The sequence below is a fragment of the Metallosphaera cuprina Ar-4 genome, assembly GCF_000204925.1.
In the GTDB taxonomy this organism is placed as follows: Archaea; Thermoproteota; Thermoprotei_A; order Sulfolobales; family Sulfolobaceae; genus Metallosphaera; species Metallosphaera cuprina.
Map to the genome: position 1 here is coordinate 1702352 of NC_015435.1, position 19181 is coordinate 1721532.

The window sequence follows — 19181 nt, forward strand, 5'->3', positions numbered from 1 at the left end:
TGAATCTAGCTATTATATAAGTACTGGGTTAGAACGATGCCTTTAACGGATCAGGCAAAAATTCAGATAGTTCAGGAGAGAGTATTCATAAAGAAAATTTGTAGGCAGTGTGGAGCCGTTAACTCTATAAGGGCTACTAAGTGCAGAAGATGCCACAGCACTAACTTAAGACCGAAGAAGAAGGAACTACCTACGAAGAGAGCTTAAGTCCTATTGATGCTAGTCTCTCCTCTATACTATCCTTATTTTCTTCAAAGTCCTTAACATGAGATGCTAAGACTTTCATGTCTATTTTTAGCTTCCTTTCACCAATGAGTTGAATAATTTTCTTCAACTCCTCCTCATCCTCCTCTCTAAAGGCGTTAGCCTTAAGAAGAATGTAGTCCTCCAACTTTATCACTTTGAAAAAGCCTTTACCAATTTTCATTTCCTCCGCGCTTTCAATAACTATTGAAGGTACGAAGAAGTCCTGAATATTCTCATAAATATCGACCTGCAATTGGTCGTCTCCAAGTGGTATAACTATCCTTGGGGTATCTATTGGAGTTGAACCTAAATCCCAGCCTCTATCGTTAACAAATTCTTTAAGTTCGTCATAGTTCACAATTACGCTGAAGTTTATAGGGAAAAGATCTAGATCGCTCTCAATTCCCTTCCTCCCAAGCGATAGATCTACTATCGTATCCCCTATAATTACAAAATCGATTAATTTCTTTATCTCGTCCAAAACGTCTCCAATCTTTTCGAACGAAATCAATCAAGCCACATTTCAAGAACTGCAATCACTTTATAATTTTTTACTCATAGAATTATATTGCCGGGGTGGCCGAGCGGTCTAAGGCGGCACTATCATCGATAGCGCTAGGGGCTGCAGTGGGTTTCCTTGATGGAGACCCGTTATTTCGCGGGTTCAAATCCCGCCCCCGGCTCTCTAAGTTTATATTGACCATTAGTTGATTTATATCGATCAAACTTTGAGTCAGCCGAAGAGAAAGGAAGAGACGGTTGGAAGGGAAATGATGGGAGATGAGGCTCTTTCTTACGTTCTAAAGGAAATAGGAGTTAAGAGAGTGTTCACATCGACTTCAATCCCAGACTTTCTTCTAGAAAGATTAAATCAGTATAGCCTGCAAGTTGACATCTCACTAAGTGTCAGAGACGCGATAGGCTTGGCTGACGCTTACGCCAGAGAAACTGGAGAAGGTGGAGTTGTAATAAGTGCCCCTGAAAGTGGACTTTTGGAAGGGATAGAGATTATAGCCCAAGCGTTCTCTGACTCAGTACCACTCCTCCTCTTAGGGACCCTGAGATCTTACAGAGACACCGGAAGAGCTAGAGTTGGAGAACTGAGATCGCCAGATGACGTGTCAGCTGCCCTCTCGCCCTTCATCAAGTTCAAGGAAAGGGTAATCAGCATAGAGGAAATAACTGTAACGGTAGAGAAGGGATATAAGGAGGCTTTAAGCAACAGGATGAGACCTGCTTTAGTTGAAATTGCAGAAGAACTATTTAAATTGAAGGCTTTTCCCCTTTCTCCAGCTGAGCAGAAACCAGAAAAGAAAACTCCAGACAAGAACACGGTCGCTAAAGTAGCAGAGGTGTTAGGCAACTCTAAACTGCCTGTAATAATAGCGGGATATGGGGTGAAGGCATCAGGATCAACTCCTCAACTAATTGAGTTAGCTGAGTTGTTAGACGCTCCGGTCATAACGACTTTCCGAGCTAAAGGCGTATTCCCGGCATCCCATCCTCTTTACGCTGGTGAGGGACTAGGAGTTTTTTCTACGGAAGCAGCGTCTAAGATAGTTATGGAAGCCGATTCAATACTGGTTTTAGGTTCTAGGCTACCTCAGCTGAGTACGGCGGGCTGGTCAATGCGCTACAAGGGATTTTTAATGCATAATAACGTTGATGGAGAAGACATAGGAAAAACTTTCATCCCTCAGGTTCCTATAGTTGCCGATACTGGTCTGTTCTTAAAGGAGCTCATAACCATTTTAAAACAAAAAATCAAGGAACCGATAAAGAGAGAAGTAAGATCTGATATTGCTGCAAGCAGAAAAGTCTTCACTCTTAAACCACATTCTGGCTTATGGCCTTATGACGTAACTAGACTACTTTATCAGTTTAAGTTCTCTAAGTATTTCATAGACTTAACAGCACCGACCTTTGATCTGGTCAGACTACCGATAGATAGTCCAGTCTGGTTTACTAGCGAATCTATGATAGAGAGGGGCATAGGTGTTACTGGGCTAATTCAATCAGGCGATGAAAACGGTATAGGTATCACCGACCTAGCAGGAGCCATCAAAAACATAGGTCTTATTCAACAAAGACTAGCTAAGATGAAAGGGACGTTACTCATATTCAATGATAACGGTCTAACTTACTTGGATACGTTCAAATCAGATATCCCTTCAATTGGAAGAATCAATAACCCAGTAAACATGGATCAAAAGTTAGAGGCGTCAATAGGCGCTATTACTGTAGACACGTATGGAGGTCTAAAGGAAGTTCTAGAAAGGGATAGACAACCAAAAGTAGTTAACGTTAAGATAGACCCGAGATACGAGTCAATTGTACTCCTAAATACGGGATCGTAAACTAATGATAAGATAAATTTTTATCGTTCTTTTCTACTCCTTGAAATTAGACCTTATTGATTAACTATTTTCATTTTAATACTATTAAAAACGCCTAAGAAAACTAATCAATCAGCTTAACGTCTTGTCCTAAAGACTATTTATTCCTAGATGTAAGCTTCCAGCTTAGTTTTGAGCGTGTTATTCGTACTCTATTGTAGCAGGAGGTTTAGTTGTAACGTCGTAAACAACCTCTCCTACATCTTTAACTTTTGTAATCTCTTCGGCTAACTCCATCAGCGTATCAGGATCTAACTCCAGTATATCGGCTGTCATAAAATCCTCAGTGCTCACTGCCCTTATGGCGACAGAGTACTTGCCTTTGCCCTCCTTAATCCTCATCAGGGCTCTAGTGAAGTCGCCTGATGTAATTTTGCTAGATACCTCCCTAATTTCGCTATAACTTCTTCTTAGCCTGAAGGAAGCTATCTTGCCATAACTTCTAACATCTCCCTTAACTCCAGTGGCCTTAACCTTATATACCCTTATTTCATCTAAAAGTGCCTCGGATAGTTTACGGTCCACTTCACTCTCCCTCTCAAACACGGCTGCAAAATATTGGGAAGGATGATATTTTGAAAGGGTTCTTTCAACTATAGAGTTTGCTCTTCTTGCTACCTCCAGTTTATCCTTTGTTAAAACGCCGACACATCTAATGAGCAGTCCTGGTCCTGGAAACGGTTGTCTCTCCGAGATTTCTCTAGGTAATCCGATGTATCTAGCTAATTCCCTGACCTCATTCTTGTATAAATCGGCTAGGGGTTCAATTAATGAAAAGCCCCAAGTCTTCTCGGTGTTTATGCCCAGCTGAACCAAAACGTTATGTTGAGTCTTTATACCTCCTTTCGTTTCTATCCAGTCCGCAGCGATGGTCCCTTGAACTAAGAACTTAGAGTTATATTTCGAGACTATATTAGAAATGGTGGAGTAAAATAGCTCTCTAAACTTTTTCCTTTTAGCCTCCGCGTCTCCTATTCCCTCAAGTCCTTTCATAAACATTTCAGATACGTCCTCGATCTCTAGTGGAATGATGTTACTAAGGGAACTCTTAACCCGCTCAGCCTCGTTCTCGCGAAGAAAACCAGTATCGAGCATGACTGGTGTGACCTTATCGCCCAGAATCCTGTACATTATCACGGCCGCAGTTGTGCTATCAACACCTCCACTAACCGCTGCCACCAGTCTGTTGTTCCCAACTATTGATTTCACTTGTGGCTCTATCTCTTCAATGAACTTCTCTGGAGAGAACATTTATGTCTCATTGCGATCATTTTCAATATAAATCTGTTCTATCCTTTCAAGATCTACTTTATCCTTAATTATGTCGTAAGCTAAGTTAACGGACTTCTTTATGTCGTCTTCAAGAGAGCTTGAACCGATCTTTATTCCAAGCTGCTTAAGGATCGCCTTTCCTCCTTCAGAGTAAAGAGAACCGTGAATACTGAGCCCTATAAAGTTCTCGTTCCAGGCACCATCTTCTATCTCGACTTTAGCTCCGTTTCTGTACTCTATCTGGAGCAAAGGTTTATGACGTATATAATCTATATCTCCCCTCCGTATTTCATACCCGTCTATACTTCCGAAATCTGATCTCGCCCTACTTATGGAAACCACTTTCTCTGATCTAAACTTAACGTTGATAGGTAGCAACCCTAATCCCTCATAAGAACTGGGTTCTCCAGCCTCCAGTCCAAAAGGATCGAGAAGCTTGTTTCCCATAATTTGGAACCCACCACATATCCCTAATACGGTCTTCCTTTTCAAAACGTCCAAGAAACCCCTTTCTATCAACCAAGTTAATGAGATCTTTGTGTTTCTAGTCCCTGGCAGTATAACCAGGTCGGCCTTACTAAGTTGAGATGGCTTAGTTATAAATCGCAATCTAGCGTTGGAGTTGGCAAACACGTGGAACTCATTGAAATTGCTCATGTATGGATAAGATATGACACCGACCTCCAACTCTCCATCTCCAAGATCGGAGACGTTCATAGAGTCTTCGGCCATTATCCTCAATCTCTCATCGTAAGGTATAACCCCTAAATATTTCATCGAAGTTCTGTTCTCTAACCAAGAAATCGCTTGGTCTAGAAGCTTCTCGTCACCTCTGAATTTGTTTATGATGAAGCCCTTCAGTTTGTCCCTAACAGATGACGGTAACATGTTATATATCCCATACGCTGAGGCGAATGCGCCTCCCCTCTCTATATCTAGTACCAATACTGAGGGAACACCTCTCTGCATGATCTTAAAACCCGATATGTCTCTCTCTATGAAATTAGGCTCCCCTATACCTCCAGCGCTCTCTATTACCATCTCTTTGCTTATTACACTATTAATTTTTTCCCAAATTATTCCTATTTTTGAATAATACTCTTCTGCAGATAGATTTCCCTGTGATTCTCCCCATACTATTACCTCTATTCCTTTTCCAGAGGGCTTAAGAAGGACGGGATTCATAAACCTCTGTGGCGCAAGCCCACCACCTATGGCTTGAAAAGCCTGTATGAATGCTATCTCTCCACCATCTTTAGTCGGAAAGCTATTCAAAGACATGTTTTGCGCCTTAAAAGGAATTCCTCGAAGATGCTTAACCAAAACTGCCGTGAGCAAGGACTTCCCTGAGTCGCTCATGCTAGAAGAAATTATAATTGCCATGGATTGAATGAGAATGTGAGAGTATTAAAGGGAATCCTAGGGCAGCTATCTTTTTTTACAATAATACCTGTTGGGAAAACCGATTTCGAATCCACTGTGGAGTACTCGTTCCTGGCTCCTCTGATAGTTGGAGTAGTCACGGGTTCCATTGATTTCTTAGCGTTATTCTTGGCTAAACCTCTTATAGGAAATCTGTCCGTTTTAGTCTTGATCCCTGTTGTAGAGATAGTAAGAGGGTTTAATCATCTGGATGGTCTACTAGATTTTGGGGACGCTCTCATGATAAGGGGAAATGTAGAAGAGAGGAGACGTGCACTAAAAGACTTTTCTATAGGTACAGGCGGAATAGGAATCGCTATTGTCTACCTGATCGTTTTCTACATCGCTGTAAGAACAATTCCTCGGATAGGTGTAACTACGTTACTCTCTCTTATATCAGCTGAAGTCTTGAGCAGAAGCGTAGGACTACTAACTCTGGCAATTATGAAGCCTATGGAAGGAAGCAATTTAGGTAAAATGTTTCATGAGAAGTTGAGAAGAAAATGGCCAGCTCTAATCATCCAAAGCTTACCCTTCATAACACCCGGCACATTAATTCTAATGCCTGTTCTTTTAGCGACGTTTACGTTACTTGGAAAAAGGGTTCTTGGAGGTTCATCAGGTGATCTAACAGGTATGACAATAACGTTGAGTTTCCCATTGCTTCTATTAGGTGAGAACAAGTGCTTGCAATTCTTATTTTTGCGATATTTTTAGACCTAATAATTGGGGAACCTCCTCTATTAGCTCATCCAGTAGTTTATGTTGGGAAAATATCTGAAAAGTTGATTAAACCCTATAGAGGTAAAATGTACGGTGTCTTCATATGGGTGTCATCCGTAGTACCGGTGCTTTTGTTATGTTTACTCCCAATTTATGTGCAGATAAGAATTGTAGAGATGCTGATACTCGTTTACGTTCTTAAGACTACCTTTTCCATAAGACTGCTCTACTCTATTGTGGCCAGAGCTTCACCATTGAGAGAGGACTCTCGAAAGGTAGTCCAGAACATCGTAAGAAGGGATCTAAGCAACGCATCCATGGGTCACGTTGCCTCTGCTGCAATCGAATCCCTTTTTGAAAGCATGGTTGACGGTATAACTTCACCAATTTTTTGGTTTCTGTTCTTAGGATTACCTGGAGCACTGCTTCAAAGATTTGCAAACACTATGGATAGCATGGTAGGTTATAAAACGGCTGAACTTATAAGAGAGGGTTACTTCTCGGCTAAGATCGATACAATTCTAAACTATATACCCGCGAGATTGACAGCCCTATTTATGCTTCTTGCAGGACTTTTACTTGGTTTGAATGTAAGAAAAGCCGTCTCCTCATTGAGGGAGGCCAAAATGGAGAGCCCGAACGCAAAGTATCCTATTAGCATCGCAGCAGGACTTCTTGGGGTTAGATTGGAAAAAATGAATCAGTACAGCGTAGGTTTTGGAGACCTGCCTACATCAACTCATATTGAGCTGGCTCTAATCCTCTTCAAGATGACACTATTGCTCTATTTAGTTACTATCCTAGTTTGTTATTACTACTTTTATGGCTTTTCCTTGCTTAGCTATCCTTACGGCCTCATTGAACTCCTCTAAGCTAAATTTGTGCGTGATCAATCTAGACACGTTTAGCCTTCTCTCAGAGATTAACCTCAAGGCCTCCCTAGTATCCTCTTCTACTGCAGCGTTACTAGACACTATCGAGATCTCGTTGTTAAGCAGGTTGCTGACATCGTAATCCAATATTGTTCCCTTATAAGGAACACCGAATAGAAGGACCTTTCCACCTTTCCTAATCGAGTTAAGGCCTGAAATTATGGCCTGGGGAGATCCAGACGCTATTATAGCGATATCAGCTCCCCTTCCTTCCGTGTTTCCCCTAACTATCTCCTCTACTCTAGCCTTGACAGGATTTATAGGAATCACGTTACCTAGTGAAGATGCGAAATCAAGTCTATACTCCGAGACGTCGGATATTAGGATGTTATTAACCCCAGTCTCTTGGGCCTTAAGGAGATGAAGAAGTCCCATGGGCCCTGCACCAACAATTAAAACGCTATCCTCTTTTGTTAACCCTACACGATTATGAGATCTCACAACAGTAGCCAAAGGTTCTATGAAAGATGCCTCCTCGAAAGTTACATTATTTGGTAGGACTAATATCCCGCCTCTCTCTACGTTCCATGCTGGAACTCGAAATAGTTCTGCGAAACCTCCTGGATCTAAGTTGGTCTTCCTGTAATAAGGACACATAGTAGGGCTTCCTCTCTTACAATAGTAACATTCGTAACACGGAACGTGATGGTGTGCAAATACTCTATCCCCAGGTTTCACTAAATCTGACATAGACTCGACTACGATACCTGCAGGTTCGTGACCCAAAATAGGTTGTGACGCTGTGTATTGTCCACATATCTTCTCTATATCAGTACCACAAAGACCGCAGACCTTCATCTCTACTAGCACGTCTCCCTTATTTAATTTAGGGATCGCAACTTCCTTAAGTACAGCCTTACTTCCTTCCATTAATATGGCTTTCATAACAAGAGATTCTCTACCAAAATTTAAAGTGAAACTTTCACGCAACGAAATATTGTTAAATAGTACTACTGCCCATAATACAATGTGTTGCTGATTACTTTCGCCTTTGTCACTCCGATTTTATTGGCCTTATTTTACATAATAATTCCTGCCATAATGGTTAAAAGATATCATGATTTGGACTCGATTTCAATTAATCAGCTTGAGGAGAAGTCCGGAGTAAAAATTAAGGTTAAAGTCAATTCGGACGACTCAGTAAACGCCTTTTCTTTACCTAATAGAGTTGTGATAGTCACAAGAGCACTTTTAAATAACGAAAACGATTTACAAGCTGCCCTAGCGCACGAGATAGGGCACATTAAAGGGAAACATCACATTAAGACGTTTTTAATGTTGATAGGACTAACAATAATTTCCATTTACGTAATTCTAGATTACAACCTCTTGCTTGGGATAGGAACTGTTCTACTTGAAATAATAATTTCCAAGTTCGTCTCAAGGTATTTCGAATACTCAGCGGATAGATATGCAGTAACGTTAGTAGGTAGGGATCAATACTTGAAACTTCTCACCTCTTATGGTAACCTTGAAGAGAAGTCGTCCATATTTTCAACACATCCTGCTGTTATCAACAGACTTAAGAAAATTTAAATTAGACCCCGTTAGATAAAAACAAATGAAATACGTTGGCAAATCTATAAAAAGGGTAGAAGATCCAAAATTAATTACAGGAAAAGGATCTTATGTTGACGACATTGAATTACCAGGTACTTATTACGTTATGTTCCTCAGATCAGAATTACCTCACGCTTTTATAAAAGTAAAGAGTAGAGAGAACGTATTTCTAGGTTCACAAATAAATCCAGGGAGAGACTTTCCCATTGCATCCAATGAGGTAACGTATGTAGGCCAACCCATCGCGGCAGTGGTCGCTAGAGATAGATATGAAGCTCAAGATCTGCTGGAGAGTATCGAGGTGGAGTACCAGCAACTACCGTTTGAGGTAGATCCTTTCAAAGCCATGGAAGATAAAGTAAAAGTTTACTCTAAGTTGGAGAGTAATATTCATATAAAGAAGGAATTCTTTGGAGGGGAACCGTTAAAAGAAATTGATAAGTCCCCTGTAGTCTTGACCGGGGAGTTACATAATCAAAGGGTGATAGCCTCACCCATGGAAACAAGGGGTATCGTAGCCTGGTTTGATGGAAACAGACTTAACGTTTGGTCCTCCACTCAATCAGCCCATTACCTTAGGAGGAACTTGGTGAGTTTTCTCGGTATCTCAAATATAAGAGTGGTTCAACCTGACGTAGGAGGAGCTTTTGGGAGTAAGATAATAACGCATCCTGAGGAGTACGCCGTCAGCTATCTTGCGCTTAAACTTGGAGTTCCACTAAAGTGGATAGCAACAAGAAGGGAGGAGATGATTACTGCAGGACACGGTAGAGACAAATGGCTAAGGTATAAGATAGGTGTAAATAGAGATGGTACAATAAGGGTCCTCATGGGTACAGTAATAGGAAACCTTGGTGCACCCTACGCTGATGCGAACGACGATGATGGTGGGAACATATTGAGTGCAGCAAGAATGCTTCCGGGCCCCTACAAGATAAAGCACGGTTATATTACAGCATATGGTGTAAATACAAATCTAACACCCACAACGTCCTATAGAGGTGCAGGAAGACCGGAAGCAACGTACTTCATTGAGAGTATTATGGAAGAGGTCGCCAATGAACTTAAGATAGATCCGTTTGAGATTAGAATGAGGAACGTTGTCAGACCTGAGGATATGCCCTTCACTAATCCATTTAATATAACGTATGATACAGGTAACTACGTTGAGATACTAAACCAATCTAAACCCTATTACGAAAGCCTCAAGTCCGAGGCTACGCCAAGTGAAGAGTGTGTTGGGTTAGGAATGTACGTTGAAATAACAGCTTTTGGCCCGTGGGAAACAGCTCGAGTTTATGCCAAATATGATGGAAAAATAGTGGTAGTTTCAGGAACTGGACCTCATGGCCAGGGAGAAGGCACGGCGTTTGCTCAGTTAGCAGCCGACGTACTAGAGATACCTATGGAACTCGTTGAGGTCAAGTGGGGAGATACTGATATCATTGAAGACGGTATTGGTACATGGGGTAGCAGAACTGCGACGATTGGAGGTTCTGCAGTTATGCAAGCTTCTCAAGAGTTAAAGAAGAGAATAATGGAGGCAGCGGCAAAGTCAATGGAGGCAGATCTAGAGGAAATTGAGTACAGTGAGGGTAAGATAAGGCATAAGAAAACTGGGAAGAGTATCGATCTATCTGAGGCAATCAAATCGGCATACAAGTTAGGCATTCCTTTAGACGTTACGTCAGTTTATCCAGTGAAAAAGCCGACAACTCCGTACGGAGTACATATGGCTTTAATTAGTGTAGATAAGGAAACTGGCATGATAAAGGTAAAGAAGTATGTAGCGCTCGATGACATTGGAAACGTTATAAATCCTCTTCTTGCAGAGGGACAAATTCACGGTGGTTCACTTCAGGGAATTAGCCAAGCTCTATACGAAGAAGCTGTATTTAGTGACGGGTTATTACAGAACGGGAACTTTGGGGACTACACCATACCTACTGCAGTTGAAACGCCTAAGTTCAGCTGGAGATATGTAGTCAATGGCCTATCACCTCACCCCACAGGTTCTAAAGGTGTTGGAGAGGCCGGAGCGGTAGTTGGAACTCCCGTTATCATGAGTGCGATTCAAAGATGTCTAGGCAAGAAGTTCAATTATATGCCAATAAACCTAGAGAGAGCATTAGCTTAAGGAGATAAAACTTGCAGAAGCATGTTTTATCTCAAAAAGATATGAGAGAATTCAAAAACAAAATAAAAATGCTTTATAATATAGATATAAACGCTAATAAAATCGAAATTGGAAAAGATAAGAAACGAGTGTTTTACTTCCTCGATGATGTACTGTGCTTCTTTGACGATAAACTTATTCCGACGTTATGTTTTTTACAGAAAAATGATATAAATATGCCTTGGGTAAAAATAGATGAAGGGGCAGTAAAGGCAATAGTTAGAGGAGCTGACCTTTATGCCCCAGGAGTGCTTGAGAGTTCAGGTAATTTATTGCCTGGATCGCTTATAGTTGTAAAGGCGAGACAGGGACAACCTGTAGCCGTAATGATGGGGACAGGAGAGATGATTGAGGCTTTGAGTTCGAGAAAGGGAAGAGTTGCTACCAGTTTACATTGGATAGGAGACGAGGTTTGGAACATGTGTAAGTCTAAGACCTAAGTTTATTTTCCTTTCCTCTTTAGTTTTTGGAGTTCTTGCCTCAGCTCTTCGACTTGTTTCCTTAGCATCTCTATTTCTCCTTCATGTATCTCAATTATTTTAGTGAGCTTCTCTATAGGATCATCAGTTCTTATTACTAGCTTGACTACACCCTCCTCGCTCACGCTAACGAAACCCAGTCTGGATAGCTCCCTTATATATCCCTTAGCCGTTTTAGGCGAAACCTTAAGAATGAGAGCTATGTCTTGAACATTAATTTCTCCCTTATTTTTTATAATATTTAAAATATCTTGCAGCCTCGGCGTTAATTCCATAAATAGGATAGTTAGCTCATCACTACTTTTAAGCTATTCGGCTAATGTTATCAAGGGCCCTTATTGACGATATTCGTTAAAGAGAAAGACGTTCATAAAGTCCTGACTTTTAAAGATACGTATGATACACTGCGAGAAGCTTTCTTACTAGAGGAAAGTAAGAAGGCAGTAAACACTAAGAGAGTTAGAACCTCCTTTTCAGGATCTACATTAACCTATCAAGCGGGGGCTTTAGAGGGATATCTAGGGTTTAAAACGTACATCAGAGGTAACTTCATTTCACTACTTTTTAGCAAAGATGGAGAACTGCTCCTTTTTGCAGAAGCAGATAGATTATCTCTTTTGAGAACAGGTTCGCTTTCAGTCCTAGCTGCCGATGTTATAAAAAAGGATTACTCCTCTGTGGGAATAATAGGCTTAGGAAAACAAGGCCTTGCTCAGGTAGAGGCTTTCCATAAGCTAAAACAAGGAATAACAGTTCTTGGATACACTAGGTCAACTGATAGAGAAGCCTATGCAAAAAGAATACTTTCTAATCTAGATATTAAATTACGAACAGTACAAAATATGAGAGATCTGGTATCACAAGTTGATGTAGTTGTTACAATTACTACGGCTACCTCGCCTTTTCTAAAACTTGAATATCTTCAAAAGAACACCCACGTAAACGCGATGGGTTCTAATTTACCAGAAAGGATTGAGCTTTATCCAGAAGTCATAAAAGCTGCAAAAACTATAGTTGTCGAAAACATTGAGCAAGCTAAAGAAGAATCAGGTGAACTGATCCTAGCTGAAAAAATGAACATGTTAGATTGGAATAAAATAGTTGGATTCGCGGAGTACGTTTCGGGCAAAGAACCAGTTCGAGATGGAATTTCAGTTTTTAAGTCGGTTGGAATAGGGCTGGAAGATGTGGCCGTAATGAAATGTCTTTTAAACAAAATTGAAGCAGCAGATGTTGGAACTAAAATCGAGGTAGATGGAAGATGGTCTCTAGAGTCGGTAGGGAAATAGAACTGTCACCTGTAGAGATGGGGTCTAGACTAGGGCGTAAAGTTGAGATAGATATGGCTAGTGGATCTCCGGATCCAAACACCATTCCATTGCAACAAATACGAGATGCATATAATGAAGTAATTGAAAGCAGGGGACCTTCCTCCCTGTTTTACCCTGGCGCTGGAGGCCAACACGAACTTATAGATGAGATAAAGAGGTATCTTCCATCACTAAAGCTGAATTCGAAGGGTAGTATCGTAGTAACTAGTGGGGCTCAACACGCTATAGAGCTGGTCGCAAAGTATCTCTTGGAAGATAACGTGATAGCTGTAGAAAATCCGACATTTGTGGAGACCCTTGCCTCATTAAAGCACAGATCGTCTATTGTCTTGCCTGTAAATATAGACGCAAATGGTATATCAATAGAAGAACTAGATACCATGACCAAGGTGATAAGGCCAGAACTAGTTTATGTAATACCAAACTGTCATAACCCAGGAGGAGTGAATTTGTGTGAAGATAGAAGGAAGGCTCTTGCCGAGATGGCCTCAGAACGAAACTTCTTTATAATAGAGGACGATCCTTACAGACCTATCGCTGGAGACGTCCCTTCACCAATAAAGAATCATGATAGAACAGGGAAAGTTATATATATTAGCAGTTTTAGTAAAATTCTAGCCCCAGGGTTAAGAGTAGGATTTATAGTAGCTAATGATGAGATCGCCGAAAGGGTTAGTCTACTAGAACAACTGGATTTTTCAACGTCAACTATAAACCAATACGTGATATCCTCTCTTCTGAGGAAAGGCTTCATAACTTCTAGGATGACAATGCTTTACAACCACTATAAAAGAAAAATGAAGACGTTGATAGATTCCTTAACTGATGCTGGACTGAGCAGTTTCAATGAACCGAAATGTGGTTTCTTTTTATTATTGGATCTAAAGAAGAACGCCTTTAAAGTACTTGAAGAGACTGAGAAAAGAGGCTTAGTGTTTGTGCCAGCTAAGGGATTCTTTTTGAGGGGAGGAGACACTTGGGCTAGATTGAGTATAACTAAATCTAGCGAGGAACAAATTAAAAGAGGAGTAGAGATCCTTAAACACGCTTTAAATCAGATCTCATAGATTTCTTCACTTAGTTTATTGAGCACCGTAACCCTATCCCTCATCAGTACCATATTCTCTATCCTAATGCCGAATTTACCAGGAATATATATTCCTGGCTCTATGGTAAATACTGAATTCTTTGGGATAAGCGTATGGTTATCCTGTGAGATGTAAGGTTCTTCATGTACATCTATTCCTATTCCATGCCCCGTTCTATGTATGAACAGATCCCCATATCCTGTTTTCTTTATGTGTTCTCTCGCTCTATCATCTATCTCCTTTCCTGTGATTCCTAACCAACTCTCTTCAGCTAGCCTCACGGCCTGATCAACAATGGCCCAAATCTTCTTCACTTCATCTGATGGCCTCCCTATCGTCAAAACTCTAGTCGTATCGGTTGAGTAGCCTTTGTATTTTATTCCAAAATCGACTATAATGGGATCGCCTATCTTAACTTTCCTTTCTGTGCATCGTAAGTGAGGCATGGAAGTATTAGGACCCGAGGTTAAAATGGTGGAGAACGAGGGGCTCACTCCATATTCAAAGAAGATCACTTCCAGGGTTTTTGATATCTCACATTCGGTTTGTCCCTCTTTTATCTTTTCTAGGAGTTTCAGAAACGAATTCTCAGCGATGGTTAACCCTTCGCTCATTATCTGAATTTCATTTTCGTCCTTTACTGATCTAAGCTTTCCTAGAATAGTTGATGCAGAAGATAGTCTAGAAGGGGAAAATCTATGTATTATAGAAATCAAAAATATCGACCATAGACTGTCATCTACAGCTATGGATGAACCTGGCTTAATGTCAATTAAAGAGTAAGGATCCGAACCATCTTGATAGGTCCTAATTTCAAGGTCCAGCGAGCTTAGTTGCTCCTCATACATTTTTGGTACGAGCATGTAGTCGTTTTCTCCAATGATGAGTAAAATTGGCCTTTCCATCGGCTCTTCTGTGAACCCTGTTAAATAGAACAAGTTACTACCGGGTCCAAGTATGATGTAATCCTCTTTCATAAGATCTTTCACTTTTTTTATCCTTTTCTGATAATCTATCATAATTCAATAACCTCCCATAGTTTCAAAACTGCTACCTGCTTAATTTTTAACGACGTATATAAAATAATTTTAGCATGTATAGTAGCATTTAAGCGCCAAATTGTACGCAGCGTTGAAGTCCCTGTCAGCCTTATAGCCACACGCAGGACAAACGAAGATGGATCCAAGGACCTCCCCTTTTTTATATCCGCATCTCGAGCAAATTTTAGAGGTATTCCTAGGGTCTATTCTCCTGAATCTTATACCTTTCTCCATCAACTCTTTTTCCAGCTCGTCTTCAACTATCCTTAAACCTCTACCTATCTTCGCGTCGTAGAACCTTAGATCCTCAAGTACAACGATCCTAGGATTTAGTTCCATTAAGAACTCCAACAGTTCCTTGAGGGCTATCTTTACCTTGTTCTTAATCTCCCTAACGTAGGATAAACTTTGTGTCTCGCTCATATATTTAGTAAAGGTATCTAGAATATTTGCACTACCAATATATTTTGACTTGTATACCTTTCCTTCCTTTACAATGGCGACGACTGTAAATAAATGTCTAATACCCAGGTCAATTCCTACTATAGGTTCATCCACGGGATAAGCTAACAGAACTTTTATTCCGTCATTGAAGTCCACTATAGCGTGCAATGGAAAACCCTGCATATCCGCTTTTACTAACGCGTTTATCTTTTCTATCTTATAATATGATCCCTCTCCAGTTATTTTTAGAGGTCCTAGCCTATTAGCCGAGTAAACCGCATTCAGATCTTTCAATAGGGGAGGAGGTGAAGCACTAACTTTAACGCCCGTCTTTTGCAAGGTCTTATAATAAGCTGTATAGTAAAGAACGTCACTGTATATTTCCTTCAACTTACCAAAGTCAATTATCTTTGCCTCAACCAGAACTTCTTTCATAAACATATTTTTACTTTTTCTAACTTAAGAACTTGTTCCATAGATTTTCTAGAAGAAATTAGGAAAAATCCAGTGAACGTTAGCCCTACTAACTCAGATGAATCATGTTGTAAGTTCTATCACTTTATCGAATTGAACCTCTTCACCTTTGTTACCTAAGTAACTGTTTACAGTCCCAGAAAATACGTAATTATTGTATCGATACATCTTGTAGTAATCCTCTCTTTCTTTAATATTATTCTTGTTGAAATAATAGTAAACAAACAGCCTTGGACCCTTTGCTTCGCTGTATATCAAAAGGCTTGAATTAAGGCTTGTACTACCTTCCTTCAATTTTTGCATTATTAAGTTATAACTATCTATTGGGTCCGAAGACATCATTGAAATCTCCCTTAATATCATGTAGCTGTCCGTGTAAGGTAAGTCTGGTTGACTGAACATGGACCTCGAGACTGAACCGTTGTGAGCAAAAAATAGGTCATATGGTCCCACTCTAATGTAATATGGGTGAGAGTGAAAGAGTCCCATAAGAAACTTCTTTAGAGTTTTCCTAGCATGAATTATGCCGACTAACTTTTCCCCTCTGATAGTGTATAGAAAGGACACGTTTTCATCCTTAAACATAGGTTTAGCCGATGAGTAGTGCATCTTAGTCCACGAATAGTCATATGAATAAATCACGTAGCCCCATCCGTGCGGATGAGACCCCTCTGAAAGGATATCGTTCCTAGAGGCCTTTAAGAGGGCTGAAATTATCTCAGGATCTAGACTCTTTGTCGCATAGAAGGCTACAAACCTACACATTGATTGTCATTCCGTCCTTAGCTATTAATCCATTACTCAGCCTCTGTATCTCATGTTCTATTTGAGATGGAATATGAGTTAAAACAGGTGATCGAAAAAGTTTAACCGCTTCCTTGACAGACGTATGGCCCCAAATTTTACAATCGTCTATACAACTAGCCTCATGGATAATCATATCAATTCCGTTCAATTCCTTCATGATCTGATCACAGGGTTCTGCCGTGTCTCCACTATATAAAATCCTCTTATTACCGTCAGTTATGACATATGATACCGCGTAGATCTTATGGCAAGACTCCACCGAATATATCTCAAGGTCACCAACGCTCGCCCCAGGTAACTTATCCTCCTTAACTTTGGCATCTATTTCATTTGTTCTCTTGTAACTGTTTATGATATCGGCTAAACCATGAGGAGAGTATATGGATACAACTGGAGAGCTATCTATTTTCCTTCTCACTAGATGATCAAATATTCCAGAGAAATGATCCACGTGGAGGTGCGTAATGAAAATGGCATCGGGATACACGTTAAGATCTTCAAGCCTCATGTGAACTCCACTTCCAAAATCCAACACTATCTTAGCTTCCTTTCCTTCTATGAGTATCCCCGATTTAAACCTACTTGAACCTATAGTGCTTCCCGCTCCAGTCCCTAAAAAAGTCACTCTCATCTCAACTCATCTCATCTGCATCCTCTATATCGCATAAGCCTGGGCATTTAGTCGAGTGAGATGTCCGAGAACTTCTCTTCGATTTCTTCCTTTCTAGGTCCGAGCGCTCCATATGTAGTAACTGAAATTGAGGCTATAATATTTGCTTTCTCCACTGCGCTCTCTAAATCGTATCCTTTCTCCAGGTATACCGCTAGAGCTGCATTAAACACATCTCCAGCTCCTGTTGTGTCAACTGGGTCTACCCTAATGGTAGGGATTCTCACTGATTTGTTTCTAGTGAATATCACAGATCCTTTCTCACCCATTGTAACTATGACAGCTTGTCTAACTCTCTTAAGTAACACGTCAGCTGCGTAAATCATATCATCTGAGTTGCTGAGTTCTTTGAACTCAACTTCGTTAGGGGTAAGAATATCAACGTAATTCAAGATCGATACATCCTTTAGTTCAGCCGGTGCAGGGTTCAATATTCTCAATCCGTGAAAGTTGGATAATGCCTTCTTGACTACATCTTCTCTAATCTCCAACTGAGTGAGTAACACATCGCCCTTCAGACAATCATCTATATCCTCGGGAAACAATTCGTTGTTAGCTCCCCTATTAACCACTATCATGACCTCTCCTTTATCGTTAAGCAAGATATACGCTACTCCTGTGAACGTGTTCTTCACTTTAACACAGGAGACGTCAATCTTTTCCTCTCGAAAGAATCTTAATGCGTTGGCACCGTTTACATCATTTCCTATAGCGGCAACAAACTTTACCGAAGCTCCAAGTCTAGCGCATGAGACGGCTTGATTTGATCCCTTTCCTCCATGACCTACACGAATTTCCTGAGCGAAAACGGTCTCGCCAACTACTGGAAAACGTTCCACCCTAAACGTCATGTCAACGTTATAGCTCCCTACAACAGTTATCATTTTCTTAATACCTCTAATTTAGATATAATGTCGTCTAGGTGATCTCCTACTAGGACGCTTTTTCCATCTATAAAAATGAGGTCACCATAAACACCGCTCTCTGATATCTTTAGCCCACCCTGCTCAGAGGCGTGTAACACGTTATCTGTAATTGAGAAGGACACTCCAATTCTCTTTCCAGTGAGCTTTAAGGCCTTTTCTATGATGTTGGAGTACCAGTTAACCACTATAGGACCATCAACTTTTATCCATCTTATATATCGTATTATACCTCCAGCTAAAGTGGCAAAGTCTCCATATTCTGTTAAATAACCTAGGTTCATTTTATCTTCCTGATATAGTACGCGATCCACAATATCTCTGTTCTTTTCAATGTATTCTACTAACTTCTCTAAAGATTCTCTAGCCTCTTCAATTTTAACAATCTTTTCAACTACTGAGAACGGATCAACAGGCCCATTTCCCGAGCCCAAAGATAAGGAGAACTTAATTGACTCCGTTACTATTTTCTTGGCCTCTTTCACAGCCTCCTTGAGCTTTAAACCTTTACTCAAGAACGCGGTAATTGAGGCGGATAAAACGTCGCCGCTTCCATGAAGGTTATCTGTATTTATTAGTTCTCCCCTTAACTCTATCTCATCGCCGTCTATGATAGCGAAATCGTAGCCTTCTAGCGCTTTACCTCCCTTTATCAATACGTTAACACCTAAGTCTTTGTAAAGACGAAGGGCGGTATTTCTAAGATCTTCTGGATTTCTTATTCTAAAACCAGTGAGTCTCTCTGCTTCAAATTTATTTGGAGTTATAAGGATGGACTTCTTTGCTAACGATATGATATCTCTAACTGTGTCATCTGACACTAGAGGATAACCACTCTTCGAGACCATTACTGGATCCAGAATAAGGTTAATTTTATACTGTGTAACCTTCCTATCCACTGCGTTAATAACCTTGCTTGATGAGAGCATTCCTGTCTTTCCATATTTCACTTCAAAGTCCTCCATGATAGCGTCAAACTGAGATTCTACAAATTCTGGAGGGACCTCAATAATCCTTGAGACTTTCCTGGTATTTTGTGATGTTAATCCAGTTATCACGGAGGTCCCGAACACACCAAGAACTGTAAAGGTTTTTAGATCGGCTTGTACTCCTGCTCCTCCTCCGGAATCGCTTCCGGCTATCGTAAGCGCTACAGGTCTTCGAGCCATCACAAACTAATCTATTTGGATCTGAATGA

20 protein-coding genes and 1 tRNA gene are annotated in these 19181 nt (G+C 40.5%); 10 read left to right on the plus strand and 11 right to left on the minus strand.

What is annotated here, in order from left to right:
* Nucleotides 1-36 precede the first annotated feature (36 nt).
* Nucleotides 37-207: a 50S ribosomal protein L40e gene (locus MCUP_RS08820; protein WP_013738470.1), complete on the plus strand. Its 171-nt coding sequence runs from the start codon at nucleotides 37-39 to the stop codon at nucleotides 205-207.
* On the opposite strand, the gene MCUP_RS08825 is transcribed toward MCUP_RS08820, so the two are convergent.
* Nucleotides 191-757 (minus strand): nucleotidyltransferase, encoded by a 567-nt coding sequence (locus MCUP_RS08825; protein WP_013738471.1) that lies wholly within the window; start codon nucleotides 755-757, stop codon nucleotides 191-193. The two genes, MCUP_RS08820 and MCUP_RS08825, sit on opposite strands and share 17 nt — an antisense overlap.
* Before the next feature lie 59 nt (nucleotides 758-816).
* On the opposite strand from MCUP_RS08825, the gene MCUP_RS09980 reads away from it, so the two are divergent.
* Nucleotides 817-929: transfer RNA gene (locus tag MCUP_RS09980), tRNA-Cys, on the plus strand.
* 45 nt (nucleotides 930-974) lie between these two features.
* Nucleotides 975-2603 carry a thiamine pyrophosphate-binding protein gene (locus MCUP_RS08830; protein ID WP_013738472.1) on the plus strand — a complete coding sequence of 543 codons (1629 nt, stop codon included), beginning with the start codon at nucleotides 975-977 and terminating at the stop codon, nucleotides 2601-2603.
* A gap of 180 nt (nucleotides 2604-2783) precedes the next feature.
* Here the strand turns inward: MCUP_RS08830 and MCUP_RS08835 are convergent, their stop codons facing one another.
* Nucleotides 2784-3893, minus strand: coding sequence for a GMP synthase (glutamine-hydrolyzing) (locus tag MCUP_RS08835; protein WP_013738473.1), 1110 nt, complete (start codon nucleotides 3891-3893; stop codon nucleotides 2784-2786).
* Nucleotides 3894-5297, minus strand: coding sequence for a cobyric acid synthase (locus MCUP_RS08840; RefSeq protein WP_013738474.1), 1404 nt, complete (start codon nucleotides 5295-5297; stop codon nucleotides 3894-3896).
* 15 nt (nucleotides 5298-5312) lie between these two features.
* On the opposite strand from MCUP_RS08840, the gene MCUP_RS08845 reads away from it, so the two are divergent.
* Together MCUP_RS08845 and MCUP_RS08850 are read left to right on the plus strand one after the other, a co-directional pair.
* The gene (locus tag MCUP_RS08845; RefSeq protein WP_013738475.1) at nucleotides 5313-6053 is read left to right on the plus strand and encodes an adenosylcobinamide-GDP ribazoletransferase; all 741 of its coding nucleotides are present in this window, start codon (nucleotides 5313-5315) and stop codon (nucleotides 6051-6053) included.
* Complete coding sequence (locus tag MCUP_RS08850; RefSeq protein ID WP_048057644.1) at nucleotides 6020-6931, plus strand: cobalamin biosynthesis protein; 912 nt, start codon at nucleotides 6020-6022, stop codon at nucleotides 6929-6931. The genes MCUP_RS08845 and MCUP_RS08850 overlap by 34 nt, the downstream gene beginning before the upstream one ends.
* On the opposite strand, the gene MCUP_RS08855 is transcribed toward MCUP_RS08850, so the two are convergent.
* Nucleotides 6860-7876 (minus strand): zinc-dependent dehydrogenase, encoded by a 1017-nt coding sequence (locus tag MCUP_RS08855; protein ID WP_013738477.1) that lies wholly within the window; start codon nucleotides 7874-7876, stop codon nucleotides 6860-6862. The genes MCUP_RS08850 and MCUP_RS08855 overlap by 72 nt on opposite strands.
* An 84-nt stretch (nucleotides 7877-7960) precedes the next feature.
* Between MCUP_RS08855 and MCUP_RS08860 the strand changes: the two genes are divergently transcribed.
* The 3 genes from MCUP_RS08860 to MCUP_RS10205 are packed head-to-tail and all read left to right on the plus strand — an operon-like array spanning nucleotide 7961 to nucleotide 11167.
* The gene (locus MCUP_RS08860) at nucleotides 7961-8527 is read left to right on the plus strand and encodes a M48 family metalloprotease (protein WP_237697989.1); all 567 of its coding nucleotides are present in this window, start codon (nucleotides 7961-7963) and stop codon (nucleotides 8525-8527) included.
* A gap of 25 nt (nucleotides 8528-8552) precedes the next feature.
* Nucleotides 8553-10688 (plus strand): xanthine dehydrogenase family protein molybdopterin-binding subunit, encoded by a 2136-nt coding sequence (locus MCUP_RS08865; protein WP_013738479.1) that lies wholly within the window; start codon nucleotides 8553-8555, stop codon nucleotides 10686-10688.
* Nucleotides 10689-10699: 11 nt separating this feature from the next.
* On the plus strand, nucleotides 10700-11167 hold the full coding sequence (locus MCUP_RS10205) for a DUF1947 domain-containing protein (RefSeq protein WP_013738480.1): 468 nt from the start codon (nucleotides 10700-10702) through the stop codon (nucleotides 11165-11167).
* Nucleotides 11168-11169: 2 nt separating this feature from the next.
* On the opposite strand, the gene sul12a is transcribed toward MCUP_RS10205, so the two are convergent.
* On the minus strand, nucleotides 11170-11481 hold the full coding sequence (gene sul12a, locus MCUP_RS08875; protein ID WP_013738481.1) for a Sul12a family chromatin-organizing protein: 312 nt from the start codon (nucleotides 11479-11481) through the stop codon (nucleotides 11170-11172).
* 63 nt (nucleotides 11482-11544) lie between these two features.
* On the opposite strand from sul12a, the gene MCUP_RS08880 reads away from it, so the two are divergent.
* Together MCUP_RS08880 and MCUP_RS08885 are read left to right on the plus strand one after the other, a co-directional pair.
* Nucleotides 11545-12495 (plus strand): ornithine cyclodeaminase family protein, encoded by a 951-nt coding sequence (locus tag MCUP_RS08880; protein ID WP_013738482.1) that lies wholly within the window; start codon nucleotides 11545-11547, stop codon nucleotides 12493-12495.
* Nucleotides 12468-13604, plus strand: a complete 1137-nt coding sequence (locus MCUP_RS08885; RefSeq protein WP_013738483.1) for an aminotransferase-like domain-containing protein — start codon at nucleotides 12468-12470, stop codon at nucleotides 13602-13604. Before MCUP_RS08880 ends, MCUP_RS08885 begins: the two co-directional genes overlap by 28 nt.
* Here the strand turns inward: MCUP_RS08885 and MCUP_RS08890 are convergent.
* The 6 genes from MCUP_RS08890 to thiD all read right to left on the minus strand — a co-directional run bounded on the left by MCUP_RS08890 (nucleotide 13592) and on the right by thiD (nucleotide 19152).
* The gene (locus MCUP_RS08890) at nucleotides 13592-14641 is read right to left on the minus strand and encodes a M24 family metallopeptidase (protein ID WP_048057791.1); all 1050 of its coding nucleotides are present in this window, start codon (nucleotides 14639-14641) and stop codon (nucleotides 13592-13594) included. The two genes, MCUP_RS08885 and MCUP_RS08890, sit on opposite strands and share 13 nt — an antisense overlap.
* Nucleotides 14642-14713: 72 nt before the next feature.
* On the minus strand, nucleotides 14714-15544 hold the full coding sequence (locus tag MCUP_RS08895; RefSeq protein ID WP_048057645.1) for a zinc ribbon domain-containing protein: 831 nt from the start codon (nucleotides 15542-15544) through the stop codon (nucleotides 14714-14716).
* Nucleotides 15545-15646: 102 nt separating this feature from the next.
* Nucleotides 15647-16348 carry a class II glutamine amidotransferase gene (locus MCUP_RS08900; RefSeq protein WP_013738486.1) on the minus strand — a complete coding sequence of 234 codons (702 nt, stop codon included), beginning with the start codon at nucleotides 16346-16348 and terminating at the stop codon, nucleotides 15647-15649.
* On the minus strand, nucleotides 16341-17021 hold the full coding sequence (locus MCUP_RS08905; RefSeq protein WP_048057646.1) for an MBL fold metallo-hydrolase: 681 nt from the start codon (nucleotides 17019-17021) through the stop codon (nucleotides 16341-16343). Before MCUP_RS08905 ends, MCUP_RS08900 begins: the two co-directional genes overlap by 8 nt.
* A gap of 47 nt (nucleotides 17022-17068) precedes the next feature.
* A complete protein-coding gene (gene rbsK / locus MCUP_RS08910) occupies nucleotides 17069-17944 on the minus strand; it encodes a ribokinase (RefSeq protein WP_013738488.1) in 876 nt (291 codons plus the stop codon).
* The gene (gene thiD / locus MCUP_RS08915; RefSeq protein WP_013738489.1) at nucleotides 17941-19152 is read right to left on the minus strand and encodes a bifunctional hydroxymethylpyrimidine kinase/phosphomethylpyrimidine kinase; all 1212 of its coding nucleotides are present in this window, start codon (nucleotides 19150-19152) and stop codon (nucleotides 17941-17943) included. The genes rbsK and thiD overlap by 4 nt, the downstream gene beginning before the upstream one ends.
* Nucleotides 19153-19181: the final 29 nt, after the last annotated feature.

What these genes read in the sequence shown, in the direction of transcription:
- MCUP_RS08900 (WP_013738486.1), bottom strand. Translation starts at nt 16,348, where the DNA reads ATGTGTAGGTTTGTAGCCTTCTATGCGACAAAGAGTCTAGATCCTGAG.
- MCUP_RS08885 (WP_013738483.1), top strand. Translation starts at nt 12,468, where the DNA reads ATGGTCTCTAGAGTCGGTAGGGAAATAGAACTGTCACCTGTAGAGATG.
- MCUP_RS08905 (WP_048057646.1), bottom strand. Translation starts at nt 17,021, where the DNA reads ATGAGAGTGACTTTTTTAGGGACTGGAGCGGGAAGCACTATAGGTTCA.
- MCUP_RS08855 (WP_013738477.1), bottom strand. Translation starts at nt 7,876, where the DNA reads ATGAAAGCCATATTAATGGAAGGAAGTAAGGCTGTACTTAAGGAAGTT.
- MCUP_RS08835 (WP_013738473.1), bottom strand. Translation starts at nt 3,893, where the DNA reads ATGTTCTCTCCAGAGAAGTTCATTGAAGAGATAGAGCCACAAGTGAAA.
- thiD (WP_013738489.1), bottom strand. Translation starts at nt 19,152, where the DNA reads ATGGCTCGAAGACCTGTAGCGCTTACGATAGCCGGAAGCGATTCCGGA.
- sul12a (WP_013738481.1), bottom strand. Translation starts at nt 11,481, where the DNA reads ATGGAATTAACGCCGAGGCTGCAAGATATTTTAAATATTATAAAAAAT.
- MCUP_RS08820 (WP_013738470.1), top strand. Translation starts at nt 37, where the DNA reads ATGCCTTTAACGGATCAGGCAAAAATTCAGATAGTTCAGGAGAGAGTA.
- rbsK (WP_013738488.1), bottom strand. Translation starts at nt 17,944, where the DNA reads ATGATAACTGTTGTAGGGAGCTATAACGTTGACATGACGTTTAGGGTG.
- MCUP_RS08865 (WP_013738479.1), top strand. Translation starts at nt 8,553, where the DNA reads ATGAAATACGTTGGCAAATCTATAAAAAGGGTAGAAGATCCAAAATTA.
- MCUP_RS08840 (WP_013738474.1), bottom strand. Translation starts at nt 5,297, where the DNA reads ATGGCAATTATAATTTCTTCTAGCATGAGCGACTCAGGGAAGTCCTTG.
- MCUP_RS08895 (WP_048057645.1), bottom strand. Translation starts at nt 15,544, where the DNA reads ATGAAAGAAGTTCTGGTTGAGGCAAAGATAATTGACTTTGGTAAGTTG.